The following is a 15,818-nucleotide window of genomic DNA, read 5'->3' on the forward strand; positions in this document are numbered from 1 at the left end:
CATGATTGAGTCCAGCCACCATCGTTTCGCCTCGGGAGTCACGCGTGATCATCCGCTGGGAAAGCCACCACGATTACGTTCTGGTCCATGTGCATCAGGACATGTTCGGCGACTGGATCGTCAGCCGCTCATGGGGCCAGATTGGCACCCAGTTCGGCGGATTGAAGCACGATCTCGCCGAAAGCCACGAGCAGGCCATGACCTGGGTCAGCGACCTCGCCCACATCCAGGCCTCACGCGGCTACACCAAGGTGCTGGAGGCCACGGCCGATAGCCCGGAAGCCGAAGACGCCATGCGCCAGATGTCGCTGCTGGAGAGCTAGTACGCAGCACAGTGCCGGACACGAAAAGACCGCCGCTACCCTGAGGTAGCGGCGGTCTTTTTGCACCAGCGTCACGCGACACGTCTGCGCCGCTCAGCGCAGAAAGCGACGCCCGTTGCGCAGGGCGGGGCTCTGCGGCTCAGTGGCTGAGTCGTGCTCGGCTGGGGGCGTCATTTCAACGCCCTGCTCGAGGCTCTTCTCGACACCCTGCGCGCGCAACCACTCCGGCAACACCTCTTCGCCATCGGCCAGCGAATACTCAGCACCCGAGGCGCTCGCCAGTACAGGGATGCGCGTCGCGTAACGCTCGCTCAGCTGCGTGTCGAAGGCGATCTCGACCCGCGTGAGCGTGACACCCGCCCCCAGCGCCTGCAGCGTGGCTTCGAGCCGAGCGCACAGATGACAGCCCGCCGTGGTGTAGAGCCACATCGGGACGCTGGCCATCGCTCAGCCCTTCACATCGCTGGCGCGACGGATGCGGAAGACGTGGTGGATATCCGGGCGACGCTTGAAGTCCGGGTCCAGCAGCTTGCGCGACAGGTCTTCCACCACATGGTGCTGGCTGACGCTGTCATCCATCACGAAGCGACGATGGTTGTTGGAGAAGATCAGCGTGCCGCCCGGCGCCAGACTGGCCATCGCCAGGTCGATCAGGCGCGCGTGATCACGCTGGATATCCAGGGTGCCTTCCATCTTCTTGGAGTTGGAGAAGGTCGGCGGGTCGAGGAAGATCAGGTCGAACTCCTCGCGGGAGCGCTCCAGCCACTTCAGGCAGTCGGCACGCACCAGCTGATGGCGTTTCTCGCTGATGCCGTTGAGCTTGAAGTTCTCGCGCCCCCAGTCCAGATAAGTATTGGACATGTCGACGCTGACGCTCTCACTCGCGCCGCCCAGCACCGCATGCACAGTGGCCGTCGCGGTATAGCAGAACAGATTGAGCACCCGCTTGCCGTCCGCTTCCTTGCCCAACAGCTTGCGCACCGGACGGTGATCCAGGAACAGGCCGGTATCCAGGTAGTCCTTGAGATTCACCCACAGCCTGGCATCGCCTTCCTGCACCTCGATACGCTGACCGGAGCTGTCCTGGCGCGTGTACTGCGCCTTGCCCGCCTGACGCGTGCGTTGCTTGATATGGATATCGTTGGGCGAGCAGCCCAGCACCTGCGGGATCGCCGCCAGTGCATCCATCAGGCGGCGCTGCGCCTGACTGGCATCCACGGACTTGGGCGGCGTGTATTCCTGCACGTGCACGTGACGGCCATAGATATCGATGGCCAGCGCGTACTCCGGCATATCGGCATCGTAGAGGCGATAACAGGTAGTTCCGCTCTGCTTGAGCCAGCGCGCCAGGGACTTCTGGTTCTTCTTGAGGCGATTGGCGAACATCTGGCCGCCCTCGCTCAGCGCGGGCTGACTGCGGGCATCTTCGGCCACGCTGTCTTCATCGACCGCACGCTCACGCGCCGCCACATCGATCATCAACAGCTTGCAGTCGAGCTGACCGTTGCGGAAGGCGTACTGGCGATGCGCACGCAGGCCGAGGCGGTGGCCGAGATCCGGATTGCCGGTGAACATGCCCAGCGTCCAGCCGCCGAAGTGACGCTTCATGCGCTCACCGAGGCTTGCGTAGAGCGGCACCAGTGCCGGCAGCTCGCCCAGACGCTCACCGTAGGGCGGGTTGGTCATCACCAGGCCAGTGGTGGCGCCCTCGGGGCAGGTCAGCTCGGCGACGGAGGCGCCTTCCAGCTCGATCAGCGCCGGAATACCGGCACGCATGGCGTTGGAGCGCGCGGCAGAAATCGCCTGCGGGCTGTGATCGCGCCCGAACAGACGTGCGGTGACCTTGCGGCGCCCGGCAATGGCCCGCTGCTCCATCTCTTCCCACAGGCCCTTCCAGATGCGCTCGTCATGGCGCCCCCAGTGGCGGCAGGCGAAGTCCTGATTCAGCGACTGCGGCGCGATATCCGCCGCCATCAAGGCCGCTTCGATCAGCAACGTGCCGGAACCGCACATCGGGTCGACCAGGCTCTCGCCACGCGCCGCACGCGCCGGCCAGTCGGCCCGCATCAGCAGGGCCGCCGCCAGGTTTTCCTTCAGCGGCGCATGCGCGAGATCAGGACGGTAGCCACGCTGGTGCAGACTGCGCCCCACGAGGTCGATGCCCAGGGTGATGTAGCCATTGTGCAGGTGCGCGTAGATGCGCAGATCTGCATTCTTGCCATCGACGGTCGGCTTGTTGCGGCCTTCCTCGAACATCGCCTCGACGATGCCGTCCTTGACGGTCTGGGCACCGAAGAAGGTGTGCCGAATGTCTTTCCATGTTCCGTGGAAATCGACGGCGATGGACGCACGATCCGGCAATTCCATCGCCCAATCGACACCCGCACTCGCCTTGCGCAGTTGCTCGCCGGTGTCGACGCCACCCACGCGAGTGAGCAGACGAATGATGCGGTTGGCCAGTCGCGACCACAGGATGGTGCGGTAGGCGGTTTCCTGGCTACCGTTGAAGTGTACGCCAGCGACGGTCGTGCCAGTCACCTCGGCACCCAGAGCCGTCAGCTCATCGGCCAGCAGCGTTTCGATGCCACGCGGGCAGGTCGCAAACCAGGTAGAGAGCGAGTTGCTGGGCGCGCGGGGTGTAGTCGCAGAGGTCGTATCAGTCATGAATCTCTCACCGGCAGGTGCCGGACTTATTCCTGTGAGTTGGCTTCTGGCACTAGCGATATTCCTATACGGCTGTCGACAAGCCAGAGGCAGTGTTCTAAAAACTATAGGTGTAGCTGCAATTCGGAAAGGTGACACGCCATGCGAAATAGAGGATCAAGGGACACGAGCCTCATTCGGGCAGCCTACCTGTGCCGCTCAGGAGATCGGACTTCCGGCACGGCAAGGCAGTCGCTTTTTCACCATCACGCTCGAGCATATACAGGCAAGACCTTCCATCATCTCACACTCGTGACCTTTTCCGACAAGAATGGCCAACGACGCGAGGTGATGATGCACGAGGCCGGCAGTGCCCGACAGGGCATCGGCCAACTCTCTCACTCGGCATGTCCAATGGCAGGACAACCGCGGCCAGACAAGGTCTCGCCGGGTACGTCTCGCCATCACTGACACACAGTGCCGATGGGTTCTCACTTAGAGGTCATCCATGAAGAGACAGAAACGTGATCGCTTTCAGCGTGCCTATGTTCACGGCTACAAGGCTGGTGTCACCGGCCGTTCCCGTGATGATTGTCCCAGTATCGATGTCAATCTACGTGAATTCTGGATGAGCGGCTGGCGTGAAGGCCGCGGGGACCAATGGTCGGGAATGACCGGCGTCTCCGGCATCCACAAGAACCCCATGGTGCTCAGCTGAGCACTGCATGACGCCAAGGTTCATCATCCGCGACCAGGAGGTCATCCCATTTCAGGAAAGCGGCACGTCACGGAATGACACTGGCAATACGGCGCCTGGCGCCTTTCACCCCGCCGACGCAGCCTGATGCGCTGCCCAAGCGGATTCTCCGGCATCACGCCACCGGCTCCTGACATGTTACAGGGTCGGATGGCACGTACAGAGAGGACTCGAGGTGTTCACGGTGAGTCGGTTTAGCGACATCACCCGGAAAATCCCACGGAAGTCGCCCAGCGACACGTCAAATCACCAGGGAGGTAACGCCTTATTTCTATCTTGATGACGCGCGGCACTGACAGGCAAGAGACGCAGTAGGCAATGGGGCCGACTCGCTTCACTTCCTGAAAGGCCGAGATGTTGGCGCTCGTGTCGTTTCAATCGTGGTATGGCTCCAGAAGAGGAGGCGCAGCAGGCGACGGCCTGCGAGGACGACGGTCCAGCGCGGAGCACGACACGGGCAAACGTTCACCTTGACTGCATCAGCAGGTTCTTTCCAGGCCTGCTTCAACCATCCACGCACCCGATGAGCTCAAGGGGCCAACCCCCAACCGCCGTTTCTGACGGCAAAAGCGCTTCGCATCGTGCACGCTGGCTGGACATGGCAGCCAACACGACAACGGCAGATCACGCATCACTTCCCTGCCGTTGTCATATCATCATTCACGCCGGTACCGAGGCCGCCTTCTGATGTCAGGAGGCGGCTTTTCTGTGTCTGCCCTTCCCCACTCGCCCCTCTCTTGAAGCGCCGTGAACGAAGGATGCCAGCATCACGCTGCGGCTGAGCCCAGCCCGGATCACACCTTGATCAGGGTATCGGCCTTCTCGAGTGCGCGCGCACACTCGCCGACCAATGCCGGGCCACGATAGATCAGCCCGGAATACAGCTGCACCAGATCCGCCCCCGCGGCAATCTTCTCGCGTGCACTCTCGCCATCGGTGATACCGCCCACACCGATGATCGGCATGTTCGGCAGCGCTTCACGCAGGCCACGGATCACCCGCGTCGATGATTCACGCACCGGGGCGCCGGAAAGTCCGCCCGCCTCCTGCGCATGCGGGCTACCCGCGACCGCCGTACGCTCGATGGTGGTGTTGGTGGCGATGACGCCATCGATGCCGTTGTCCGCCAACGCCCGCGCCACGAACAGGATTTCCTCGCTGTCCATGTCGGGCGCGATCTTGATCACCAGCGGTACCTTCCTGCCGCGCTCGGCATCGAGCTGATCGCAACGCTGGCGAAGCCCGGCCAGCAGCTGGCTGAGATGATCACCGAACTGCAGATTGCGCAGCCCCGGGGTATTGGGCGACGAGATATTGGCGGTGATGTAGTCGGCATGCGCATGCACGGCATCGAGGCAGACCAGATAGTCGCTCAATGCATCATCCACCGCCGTGGTCAGGTTCTTGCCGATGTTGATCCCCAGCACGACACCAAAGGCAGCACGCGCCTGGCTGGCCTTGACCTTGCCTACCAGATGCTCGACCCCGGCATTGTTGAAGCCCATGCGGTTGATGATCGCCTGATGCTCCGGCAACCGGAACAGACGCGGCTTCGGATTGCCGTCCTGACCTTTCGGCGTCACCGTGCCGACCTCCACGAAGCCGAAGCCCAGAGCGGCAAGCGCATCGAGGTGATCGGCATTCTTGTCGAGACCTGCCGCCAGGCCAACGCGATTGGGGAATTCGAGCCCCATCAGCGAGACCGGATCACGCGGCGCTTCACCGCCCAGACCGCGCGCCATGCCGAGGCGATGTGCCATGTCCAGCGCACTCAGCGTCACACCATGAGCTGTTTCCGGGTCGAGCTTGAAGAGAAGCGAGCGAGCAAACGAGTACATGATGATCTCCAGACAGCGGGCGGCAGGGTCGTGACGACAGCATAGCTGGGCGCGAAGTATACCCGAAGCCCGCGGGGACAGACACTGCGCGCCGGAACGCTCGCGCTGCTTTCGATAGCATTGCTCATGCTCAGGGCAACAAAAAAGGGCGACCCGCTGGGCCGCCCTTGTGTCACACCCGACTATGTCGGAGTCATGCCCTGCAGATCACTTTACGTCGAGCTGCTGCACGCGCACGGTGTAGTTGTTGACGCCCTGCATGGAGGAGCCGAACTTCTGACCGCTGACCCAGACGGTGTAACGCCCCGGTTCCAGCACGGTCTTGAGGTGGAAGTCGCCCTGGAAGCCTTCGCCCTTGTCGCTGGCGACGGTGTTGCCACTCTCGTCCAGCAGGCGCATCTGCAGCTTGTAGGTACCTTCGCTGCCCGGGAAGGTCTCGCTGTCGATGGTCACGGTGCCACGGTCCGCAACATCGAAGGTCATGACCTCGCCCTTCTCGAGAATGCGCACATCGGTGACGATCTCGTCGAAACGACGATCCGGCTCCGCTTCGGCCTCGGTTTCCGTCACGGCTGCACTGCCCGTGGCAGCAGCGGTCGTGGCAGCAGCGGCAGACGTCTCGGCTGCTGCAGTCGCGGCTGCCGAAGTCGTAGCGGCGGCGCCTGTGGCGGAAGCGCCTTCAGCTGCCGCATTGCCCGTCTCGGCAGCCTTCTTCTCGCGGGCGGCCTGTTCGGCGGCGGCAACGGTGGCCGGCTTGATGGTCGCGACTTCATCGTTGGCATCGACGAAGGCGGTACGACGGCCATCGCCATCGGTGTCGAGGAAGACCAGGCCGTTGCCGGTCTCGATGCCGCTTTCCTCGGCAGACAGCTTCTCGCCACTCTCGCTCAGGCCTGCGACGTTGATTTCATAGGTGTTGCCGCCCGACTTGCCAGCCCCCAGCTTGTCGGCGCGCACACGCAGCTTGTAGACGCCCGGCTCAAGCTCGGTATTCATGTTCAAGCCATCGGAGGCCCTGTCACCTTCTGCGGTGGCCACGACCTCGCCCTGCTCACTCTCGAGCGTGGCTTTCATGGTGTAGGGGTCGGTCACATCGAAACTGGCGACGCCATCGATCTCGTAGCGTCCGGCTTCCTTGATGGTGAACTGGTGCACGCTGGTGCCGCCGAACAGGAAGTTCTGGCTGTGGGCATCACTGCGCGGCTTGAGGAACTTGGAGATGTCCAGCTTGCCTGCCGCTTCTTCTGCACGCTGCTGAGCGGGGCTGCCATCGGCCAGCACGGCCTGGGAGGCCAGAGTGGACAGGCCGAGCGCGAGGGCGCAGGCGAGGGGTAATGCACGATGTGACATGGTGTCTCTGCCTTGTTGTACTGATGCTTTGAAAACAGAAGCCTCCAGCGAGCGCCGCAGCGACTCCGAGACTTGAAATGAGGGTCTGAAAATCAAGGACTGAAAACAGGGTCTGCAGAAAAGGATGCAACCATCAGGGCCTGTATCAGTCTCTGCACTGGTCGCCATTCAGCATACCAGACAGCTGACGACAGTTACCTTACCGCAGGCTTCAGCTATCACTTTTTTATTCATTCCCGACATGAAAAAGCCCTCACCAATGGTGAGGGCTTCTATCAGCGAGTCATCAGCTACTCGCCACTTGCGTCAGCCTCTTGCTGCCTCCGAGGCCGAAAGCATCAGGCTTCGCGCTTGGACTCGGCCAGATCGACCAGCTCGCGCAGGGCGACCGCGAACAGCGGGAAGCTCAGCTGAGCACCGCCCTTCATCTCGCCGAGCAGTGAGCACCAGCGGCTGACCAGACTCTCATGGCTGGCCATCCAGCTGTCGACACGCTCATCGATCTCGCGCGGTGCGTTGTCCTGCTTGAGCACGCTGACGGTCAGTGCCAGCTGCTGACGATCGAGATCGTCACGGAAGCTTTCACGTGCCTGCGCCTGCCAGCTGTCCTGCACCTCAAGGCCGTTGATCTTGTCACCGACCCACGGCAGCTCCAGACGATGGCCTATGCCGTAGAAGGCTTCTGCCACGCGATTGATCTTCTCGCCGGTCGCCTTGGCCGCCTCGATGATGCCAAGCCCTGCATAGAGGCTTGAGGTCGCGGCGATGGTGCTGGCCAGGGCCTCCGGCACGCCTGCCTCGACATAGCTGTCGCGACGCGCTTCCCAGTTCTCGCGAGCCTCGCCCTTGAGACGCTCACCGATGCTCTCGGAGAGCTGGGCCAGACGCGGGGCGAAGTGGCCGATGCATTCCTTGACGCTCATGGAGCTGCGCTGACGCAGGAACCAGCGAGTGGCACGACGCATCAGGCGCATCAGGTCACCCATCATGCGGTACTGCAGTTCTGCCGGCACCTGGTGATCGAGGGCCTCGATCTGGGTCCACAGCGCTTCCAGATTGAAGCTGTCACGCGCCACGATGTAGGCACGCGCAATTTCCGCCTTGTCGGCACCGGTGGTGTCTTCCAGGCGACGCACGAAGGCGATGCCCATGTGGTCGACCAGGTCATTGGCGATCTGGGTCGCGGCGATTTCACGCTTCAGACGGTGCTGGTACATCTCTTCCGGGAAGCGCTCCATCAGCACGCGCGGGAAGGCGCGCTCGAGGTGCTGCTGCACGTAGCTGTCGTCCGGCACGTCAGAGGCGATCAAGCTGGTCTTGAGGTCGCTCTTGGCGTAGGAGACCAGCACGGACAGTTCCGGCAGGGTCAGGGCTTCACCGGCGTTGGAACGCTCGATCAGCGCTTCATCGGACGGCAGGAACTCGAGTTCACGGTCCAGGGTACCGGCCGCTTCCAGCTCATTGATGAAGCGACGGAAGACGCCCATGCCTTCCTTGGACTGCTGCTCGGAGAGCGACAACGCCTGGGTCTGGCGATAGTTGTCCTTGATCACCAGCTCGCCGACTTCGTCGGTCATCTCGGCCAGCTGCTGGTTGCGCTGCTTGTCGGTCAGATCACCGCGGGCGACGATGTCGTCCAGCAGGATCTTGATGTTGACCTCGTGATCCGAGCAGTTCACGCCACCGGCATTGTCGATGAAGTCGGTGTTGACGCGCACGCCCTGCTGGGCCGCGGCTTCCATGCGGCCACGCTGGGTCAGACCCAGATTGCCGCCTTCGCCCACCACCTTGCAGCGCAGCTCACGGCCGTCGATACGCAGGCCATCGTTGGCCTTGTCACCGACATCGGCGTGGGACTCGCTGGACGCCTTGACGTAGGTTCCGATACCGCCGTTCCAGATCAGGTCGACCTGCGCCTTGAGCATCGCGTTGATCAGCTCGTTGGGCGCCAGATGGTCGGCACTGATGTCGAAGACTTCCTTCATCTGCGGGCTGATGGCGATGGTCTTGGCATCACGCGAGAACAGACCGCCGCCTTCGCTGATCAGGCTCTTGTCGTAGTCGTCCCAGCTGGAACGCGGCAGACGGAACAGACGCTCGCGCTCGGCGAAGCTCTTCGCGGTGTCCGGGTTCGGATCGACGAAGATGTTGCGGTGGTTGAAGGCACCGACCAGGCGGATCTTCTCGGACAGCAGCATGCCGTTGCCGAAGACGTCACCGGCCATGTCACCGATACCGACCACGCTGAACTCGTCTTCCTGGATGTTGATGCCCATCTCGCGGAAGTGACGCTGCACGCTGACCCAGGCGCCCTTGGCGGTGATGCCCATGCCCTTGTGGTCGTAACCGTTGGCGCCACCGGAGGCGAAGGCATCGCCCAGCCAGAAGCCATACTCGTTGGAGATGGCGTTGGCGATGTCGGAGAAGGTCGCGGTGCCCTTGTCGGCCGCGACGACCATGTAGGGGTCGTCTTCGTCGTAACGCACGACGGCCGTCGGAGCCACCACGTCACCACCGGACAGGTTGTCGGTGATGTCGAGCAGTGCGCGGATGAAGATCTGGTAGCAGGCGATACCTTCCTTCTGGATCACGTCGCGGTCGGTGGTTTCCGGCATGCGCTTGCAGACGAAACCGCCCTTGGCGCCGACCGGCACGATGACCGCGTTCTTGACCTGCTGTGCCTTGACCAGACCCAGCACCTCGGTGCGGAAATCTTCATGACGGTCGGACCAGCGCAGACCACCACGTGCGACCTTGCCGCCACGCAGGTGAACACCTTCGACGCGCGGCGAGTAGACGAAGATCTCGAACATCGGGCGCGGCTTCGGCACGTCAGGAATGCTGCGCGTGTCGAGCTTGAAGCTGATGTAGTCCTTGGCCTGGCCATCTTCTGCCGGCTGGAAGAAGTTGGTACGCAGCGTGGCCATCATCAGGTCGACGTAGCGACGCAGCAGGCGGTCGTCGTTCAGGCTGGAGACCTGGTCGAGCAGACCATTGATGCGCTCACGGCAGGCGTTGACGTCATCCTCGCCACCCTGACCCTGCGGGTCGAAGCGCAGGTTGAACAGCTGCACCAGCTCGCGGGTGATGTCCGGATGGCTGCCCAGCGCATTGGCGATGTAGGCCTGGGAGAGACCGAAGCGGATCTGCTTGAGGTAACGCGCGTAGGCACGCAGCATCGCCACTTCACGCCAGTCCAGGCCAGAGCCGATGATCAGGCGGTTGAAGGCATCGGATTCGGCTTCGCCGGACCAGATCTTCTTGAAGGCTTCGATGAAGCTCTCGCGCACTTCGGAGAGTTCGACCGCGCCCTTGCCGTGATGCTCGAGGTCGAAATCGTGCACCCAGCAGGAGGAATCGGTGCGGGTGATCTCGTAGGGACGCTCACCGATGACACGCAGACCGAGGTTTTCCAGCACCGGCAGCACGTCGGAAAGCGGAATCGGCTGATGCTTGTGGAACAGCTTCAGGTTGACGCCGGAGTTGTCGTCCTCGACCAGACGATAGGTACTCAGGCCGACCGCCTGGCCTTCGTCCAGCGCACGCAGGTGGCCCACGTCATAGACGGCGGTGCGCGGCGAGAAGTCGTCACGATAGCTGCCCGGGAAGGCATCACGGTAGCGGGTCATCAGCTCGTTGGCCTGCTCTTCACCGAAGCCTTCGACCATGGCGGCATGCAGCTCGTCACGCCAGCTGCGGGCCAGCTGGGCGATCTTGTTCTCCAGCGCGCGCATGTCGTACTGGCCCGGCTCATCGCCCTTGAAGCGCAGGATGAACTGGATACGCGTCAGCACGGACTCGGACAGATACGGCGTGAAGTCACCGAAGGTGGCGTTCAGCTCTTCACACAGCAGATTCTGGATGCGCACACGCAGGTCGGTGGAATAGACGTCGCGCGGCACGAACACCAGTACCGAGAAGAACTTGCCGAAGCGGTCTTCACGCACGATCAGACGCACGCGACGACGCTCACGGATGTTGAGGATGCTGGTGGCGGTACGGGTCAGCTCGTCCGTGGAGATCTGGAAGAGGTCATCACGCGGATAGACTTCCAGAATCTGCAGCAGGTGCTTGCCGTTGTGGCCCTTCGGGTTGACGCCGGCGGCTTCCATGACGTCCTGCACCTTGCGACGCAGAATCGGCACGTTGCGCGGGCTCTGGTTGTACACCGTGGAGGTGTAGAGCCCCAGGAAGCGGCGCTCGCCGATCACGCGGCCTTCTTCATCGAAGCGCTCGACGGTGATGTAGTCCGGGTAGGCCGGACGGTGCACGCGGGCGTGGAAGGCACTCTTGGCGAAGGACAGCAGTTCCGGAATCAGCACGTACTGATCGCTGTTGACGCTCTGCTGGTGACGGGACTGCTCGTGATAGCGCTCGAGGTCCAGCTTGAGCACACCAAGCTCGGAGCCTTCGACCTTGTTCAGCACGCGCGTGCCGTCTTCCTGCTCGTCGACGGTGTACTCGTCATAGCCCAGGAAAGTGAAGTGGTCGTTGCCCATCCACTGCATGAAGTCGCAGGCTTCCTGATGGTCAGCCTCGGAGACGGTCGGCGGACGGTTGTCACGCAGTTCCTGCAGCGCCTGGGCGCCCTGGCTGCGCATGGCGTCGAAGTCAGCGACGGCAACGCGCACTTCGGCCAGCACTTCACGCAGGCTGGTCTCGAGGTCTTCCAGCGTCTCGGCGTCGTTGTGACGATCGACCTCGATGTAGATCAGCGACTCGCGGTGCTGCGGGGCGTTCTCGGCACGCGGTGCCGTCACGCGCTCCAGCTGGCCGGCATCATCACGTGCAACGGCCAGCACGGCGTTGTGGATGGCGTGAACGGTGATGCCACGACGGTTGAGCTCGATACGCACGGAATCGACCAGGAACGGCATGTCCGGGTGCAGCACTTCGATGATGGTGTGCGTCGACTGCCAGCCATGCTTCTCGAAGTCCGGGTTGTAGGCACGCACCTTGGGAGCCTCGAGGCTCTGCAGGAAGTGCCATACGGCCAGGGTGGAACCGTAGAGGTCATCCAGCTTGCGCTCGGCCATGTCCTCGAAGGAGGCCGTTGCGTGATAGTCGCGCGCAAACGCCGCGATCACGTCCACCTTGTCCTTGGGAAGTCGCTTGTCCAGCTGCTCTTCGAGCTGCGCAAGAAATTCCTGCTTGCCGTCCGTCGCCACGTGTAGCATCAATCACCTCGACTGACCTGATGGATGTATCAGGGAAAATAGTCATAGAGAGTCTGCGCCGGCCAAAAAGGCGTTGCAGCACAGACTCATGCAGTGCATCACAGACTAGCGCAGTCTGCGCCTCTGCCCCATGCCTGTTCCATATTGGTCATGCAGCATTACATCTGTGCATCGGGTATTGACTTGGCGGTCCGCACATGAAACGAAAGTCTAATTCGAGTGACTGTCATGTGCGCAAAAAAGCCCCGTCGTCCCCTACCTGACAGGTAGATGACGACGGGGCTCTGGTTTTTCAAACGATTGGCGCGATACCTCGTTCATGCAGGCGTGACATCGGCTGTCGGTGTGAAGATGCGCTTATCTGCGAACCAGATAGACACCGCATTCGAGGTGGTCGGTATACGGGAACTGATCGAACAGCGCGAAGCGTTCGATACGATGCGTGCGACACAGTACCTCAAGGTTGTCGATCAGCGTCTGCGGGTTGCAGGAGATATAGACGATGCGCTCGTAGCGCGCGGTCTGCTCGCAGCTGTCGGCATCGAGGCCGGCACGCGGCGGATCGACCAGCACGGTGCGGAAGTCGTGGTTGTCGAGGTCCATCTCCGCGACACGACGACCTGCCTTCTCGCCCGCCAGCGCCAGTGAGAAGTCCTCGGCCGACATGCGCGCCACCTGGGCATTGTCGATGGCGTTGGCCGCCAGGTTGACCTGCGCCGAGGCCACGGAAGTGCGCGAGATCTCGGTGGCCAGCACGCGGCGGAAGTTCTCGGCCAGCGCGATGGTGAAGTTGCCGTTGCCGCAGTAGAGCTCGACCAGATCGCCCTGCTCACGGCCTTCCGCCTGCGCCTTGTCAGGATGAGTCACGTCTCGTGCCCAGCTGAGCATCGAGCGGCAGATCTCGGCATTGGGCTGGGTGAAGCTGTTCTCGACCTGCTGATAGACGTACTCGCGGCCATCGACCTCGAGACGCTCGAAGACGTGATCGCGCGTCAGCACGATATGCTGCTTGCGCGAACGCCCGATGATCATGATGTCGAGCTCTTCTTCCAGCGCGCGTGCCTCGGCTTCCCAGTCTTCGCCGAGCTTGCGATGGTAGATCAGCGTGACCAGTGCCTCGCCGCTCAGGGTGGTGAGGAACTCGCACTGGAACAGACGCTCGCGCAGCACCGGGCTTGCCTTGAGGCGCTCACGCAGCAGCGGCATCAACTCATTGATGCGCTGGCTGGCGACCGGGAAGTCGTCCATGCGCACGACCGTCTTCTTCTTGTTGCCCTCGTCGTCGAACTCGACCTCGAACATCGCGTAATAGAGGTCATCATCCTCGTGCCAGATGCGGAACTCGCAACGCATGCGGTAATGGCTGGGCGGCGAGGGAAATACCTCGAGTTCCGGCGCATCGAAGGCAGCGAAACGTGCGCGGGTCTGCTCGGCCTTCTCGGCGAGCTGCTGTTCATACTGACTGGGATCGACGACGGCGATGGCCACACTGACTCCTGCCTGCGGGCATACCGCAGCACTGAAACGATGAGCAAAGGGACGCGGGGACGTCATGGTGAACCATGCCGATCACGTCCATTCAAAGGTTGGGCGCGCTAGCCTACCATCGGCAGCGCGAAGCTCAAGCGCCAAATGGCGGGTCAAGGCGGGAGCAGGCATCCGTGAGAGTCAACGCCCCTGCCCCTCAGTCGTCGAACGCCAGCGCCTGCGGCGCGGCAAAACCCTGACTGGCCAGCGCCGTGGCCAGCCCCGGCTGCCGGGCATCCGTCGCCAGCGCCAGGTGCTCACGCGGTGCAGGTTGAACCGCTTGAGCGACTTGCTGTTCAGCCTCTTGAGCGACTTGCTGAGCAGCCTGAGCGAGTTGCTGATCAGCCGCTTGCGCCGCAGCACCAAGCGCCAGCACCTCCGCCACGCGGCGGGCGATTGCCGCGCCGGAATCCACCAGCGCCACCCGAGACTCGCCCAGCACCTGCGAGATGTCGGCACCGAGCAGCGGAAAATGCGTGCAGCCGAGAATCATCACTTCCAGTGCTTCGACCGCCGCCAGATCAGCCAGACTGGCCGCCACCACCTCGGGGCGCGCCGGCTCACCGCGCAGACGACGCTCGGCCTCCGCGACCAGCGGATCGGCGGCGACACGAATCACGCGACAGTCGGCGGCGAAGTCACGGATCAGCTGCTCGGTGTAGGCGCGACGCACCGTGGCGGACGTCGCCAGCAACGCGAAGACCGGCGGCTCGCACTTCTCACGACGTGCTGCGCTCTGGCGCGCACGTGCCAACGCCGCCGCCGGCTTGATGGCGGGCACGGTGCCGATCACCGGAATCGACAGCGCTGCGCGCAGCGCCGTCAGCGCCAGAGTGCTGGCGGTATTGCAGGCGACCACCAAGGCCCGTGCCCCGCTTGCCTCGACGGCCGCCACGCACACCTGAACGATGCGCGGTATCAACCAGTCATCCGGCTTGGTGCCATAGGGTAGCGCGGCGTTGTCACAGACATAGGCGAGCGACAGCTGCGGCCACTGGCGGCGAATCTCGGCGGCGACGGACAGCCCGCCGACACCGGAATCGAAGACCAGCACCGGGGCGGAAGAACGGGAATCAGAGGCAGGCGTGTCGCCTGGGCGGGCAGGACTCATCGGCAGATACCGCTGGCGACAATCATCATGGAGACGGGCGACTCGAACAGACGGGACAAGGGCGCGGAGTCTATCACGGCCGCAGACCCGGCTTCACAGCCTCGAGCGGTGACAGATCGTTCTGCCCGGCATCATTCACGGCCGCGGTATCGCGGACGGCTGTCGATGACGTGGCGAGCACGTCGGGCATCATCGTATGGCCAATCCGCGCGAAGTGCTCACACAGCACCTCGATCAATGCCCGCAGGCGTGCCGGCTGCATGTCGCGCTCGGCATAGACCAGATGGATATCCACCGGCGCGCACCAGTAGTCGACAAGCAGCGGCACCAGGCGGCCATTGGCGACGTCATTGGCCACCAGGAAATCCGGTTTGCAGGTGATGCCGATGCCCTGGGCGGCGGCCTCGACCAGCCCGCGCCCGCTGTCACAGCTGAAGGTCGGCGACAGGCGGATCTTGCGTGGCCGCCCGTCGAGCATGAAGCTCCACACCGGCCCTTCGCGCTGCTGGGTGTAATTCAGGCAGCGGTGATGGGCGAGATCTTCCGGCACCTCGGGCGTGCCATTCTCGGCCAGGTAACCGGGGCTGGCATAGACCCCGACCTGGGTACCCGCCAGCCGGCGCGCGATCAGGCTGGAATCAGACAGCGCACCGGCGCGAATCACCAGATCATAATCCTCGGCCATGAGATCGACATGGCGATCCTCCAGGCGCAGGTCGAGCTCGACATAGGGGTAGGTCTGGCGGAAATGCGCCAGGGCCGGCATCAGACACTGGATGCTGAAATCCATCGGTGCCGACATCTTCAAGCGCCCCCGAACCTCGCCCTGACGCTCGCCAAGACTGTCTTCCAGCGCCTGAAGGTCATTGAGCACACGACAGGCGCCCGCCAGGTAATGCTCGCCCTCGGCAGTCAGCTGCAGACTGCGCGTGGTGCGCATCAGCAGGCGAACGCCCAGCTCGGCTTCCAGGCGCGAGATCTGCTTGCTGACCATGCCGTTGGATAGCCCCAGCTGACGAGCACCGCCCGCGAAACTGCCCTCCTCTACCACGGCGCGAAACACCTGCATGGCAGTGAGTCTATCCATCGTGC

10 protein-coding genes are annotated in these 15,818 nt (G+C 63.0%); 2 read left to right on the top strand and 8 right to left on the bottom strand.

Annotated features, from left to right (window positions below; translation table 11 throughout):
- The first annotated feature begins 44 nt into the window (after positions 1–44).
- Positions 45–323 (top strand): WGR domain-containing protein, encoded by a 279-nt coding sequence (locus tag QD356_RS12925; protein WP_043334304.1) that lies wholly within the window; start codon positions 45–47, stop codon positions 321–323.
- 93 nt (positions 324–416) lie between these two features.
- Here the strand turns inward: QD356_RS12925 and QD356_RS12930 are convergent, their stop codons facing one another.
- The gene (locus QD356_RS12930) at positions 417–767 is read right to left on the bottom strand and encodes a glutaredoxin family protein (RefSeq protein ID WP_192837428.1); all 351 of its coding nucleotides are present in this window, start codon (positions 765–767) and stop codon (positions 417–419) included.
- A 3-nt stretch (positions 768–770) separates the two neighbouring features.
- On the bottom strand, positions 771–2,987 hold the full coding sequence (rlmKL, locus tag QD356_RS12935; protein ID WP_192837427.1) for a bifunctional 23S rRNA (guanine(2069)-N(7))-methyltransferase RlmK/23S rRNA (guanine(2445)-N(2))-methyltransferase RlmL: 2,217 nt from the start codon (positions 2,985–2,987) through the stop codon (positions 771–773).
- A 487-nt stretch (positions 2,988–3,474) separates the two neighbouring features.
- On the opposite strand from rlmKL, the gene rmf reads away from it, so the two are divergent.
- Positions 3,475–3,684, top strand: a complete 210-nt coding sequence (rmf, locus tag QD356_RS12940; RefSeq protein WP_043334308.1) for a ribosome modulation factor — start codon at positions 3,475–3,477, stop codon at positions 3,682–3,684.
- An 833-nt stretch (positions 3,685–4,517) separates the two neighbouring features.
- Here the strand turns inward: rmf and QD356_RS12945 are convergent.
- From QD356_RS12945 to QD356_RS12970, 6 genes are all read right to left on the bottom strand, one after another.
- Positions 4,518–5,561, bottom strand: coding sequence for a quinone-dependent dihydroorotate dehydrogenase (locus QD356_RS12945; protein ID WP_192837426.1), 1,044 nt, complete (start codon positions 5,559–5,561; stop codon positions 4,518–4,520).
- Between the two features lie 207 nt (positions 5,562–5,768).
- Positions 5,769–6,911 carry a hypothetical protein gene (locus tag QD356_RS12950; RefSeq protein ID WP_192837425.1) on the bottom strand — a complete coding sequence of 381 codons (1,143 nt, stop codon included), beginning with the start codon at positions 6,909–6,911 and terminating at the stop codon, positions 5,769–5,771.
- A 338-nt stretch (positions 6,912–7,249) separates the two neighbouring features.
- Complete coding sequence (locus QD356_RS12955; protein ID WP_192837424.1) at positions 7,250–12,088, bottom strand: NAD-glutamate dehydrogenase; 4,839 nt, start codon at positions 12,086–12,088, stop codon at positions 7,250–7,252.
- Positions 12,089–12,445: 357 nt separating this feature from the next.
- Positions 12,446–13,576, bottom strand: coding sequence for a tRNA (uridine(54)-C5)-methyltransferase TrmA (gene trmA, locus QD356_RS12960; RefSeq protein ID WP_054555653.1), 1,131 nt, complete (start codon positions 13,574–13,576; stop codon positions 12,446–12,448).
- A 196-nt stretch (positions 13,577–13,772) separates the two neighbouring features.
- Complete coding sequence (murI, locus tag QD356_RS12965; protein ID WP_192837423.1) at positions 13,773–14,726, bottom strand: glutamate racemase; 954 nt, start codon at positions 14,724–14,726, stop codon at positions 13,773–13,775.
- 73 nt (positions 14,727–14,799) lie between these two features.
- Positions 14,800–15,813, bottom strand: coding sequence for a LysR family transcriptional regulator (locus QD356_RS12970; protein WP_192837422.1), 1,014 nt, complete (start codon positions 15,811–15,813; stop codon positions 14,800–14,802).
- Positions 15,814–15,818 lie beyond the last annotated feature (5 nt).

The sequence above is a fragment of the Cobetia sp. 2AS genome (genome assembly GCF_029846355.1).
In the GTDB taxonomy this organism is placed as follows: Bacteria; Pseudomonadota; Gammaproteobacteria; order Pseudomonadales; family Halomonadaceae; genus Cobetia; species Cobetia amphilecti.

What these genes read in the sequence shown, in the direction of transcription:
- QD356_RS12930 (WP_192837428.1), bottom strand. Translation starts at nt 767, where the DNA reads ATGGCCAGCGTCCCGATGTGGCTCTACACCACGGCGGGCTGTCATCTG.
- rlmKL (WP_192837427.1), bottom strand. Translation starts at nt 2,987, where the DNA reads ATGACTGATACGACCTCTGCGACTACACCCCGCGCGCCCAGCAACTCG.
- rmf (WP_043334308.1), top strand. Translation starts at nt 3,475, where the DNA reads ATGAAGAGACAGAAACGTGATCGCTTTCAGCGTGCCTATGTTCACGGC.
- QD356_RS12945 (WP_192837426.1), bottom strand. Translation starts at nt 5,561, where the DNA reads ATGTACTCGTTTGCTCGCTCGCTTCTCTTCAAGCTCGACCCGGAAACA.
- QD356_RS12950 (WP_192837425.1), bottom strand. Translation starts at nt 6,911, where the DNA reads ATGTCACATCGTGCATTACCCCTCGCCTGCGCCCTCGCGCTCGGCCTG.
- QD356_RS12955 (WP_192837424.1), bottom strand. Translation starts at nt 12,088, where the DNA reads ATGCTACACGTGGCGACGGACGGCAAGCAGGAATTTCTTGCGCAGCTC.
- murI (WP_192837423.1), bottom strand. Translation starts at nt 14,726, where the DNA reads ATGAGTCCTGCCCGCCCAGGCGACACGCCTGCCTCTGATTCCCGTTCT.
- QD356_RS12970 (WP_192837422.1), bottom strand. Translation starts at nt 15,813, where the DNA reads ATGGATAGACTCACTGCCATGCAGGTGTTTCGCGCCGTGGTAGAGGAG.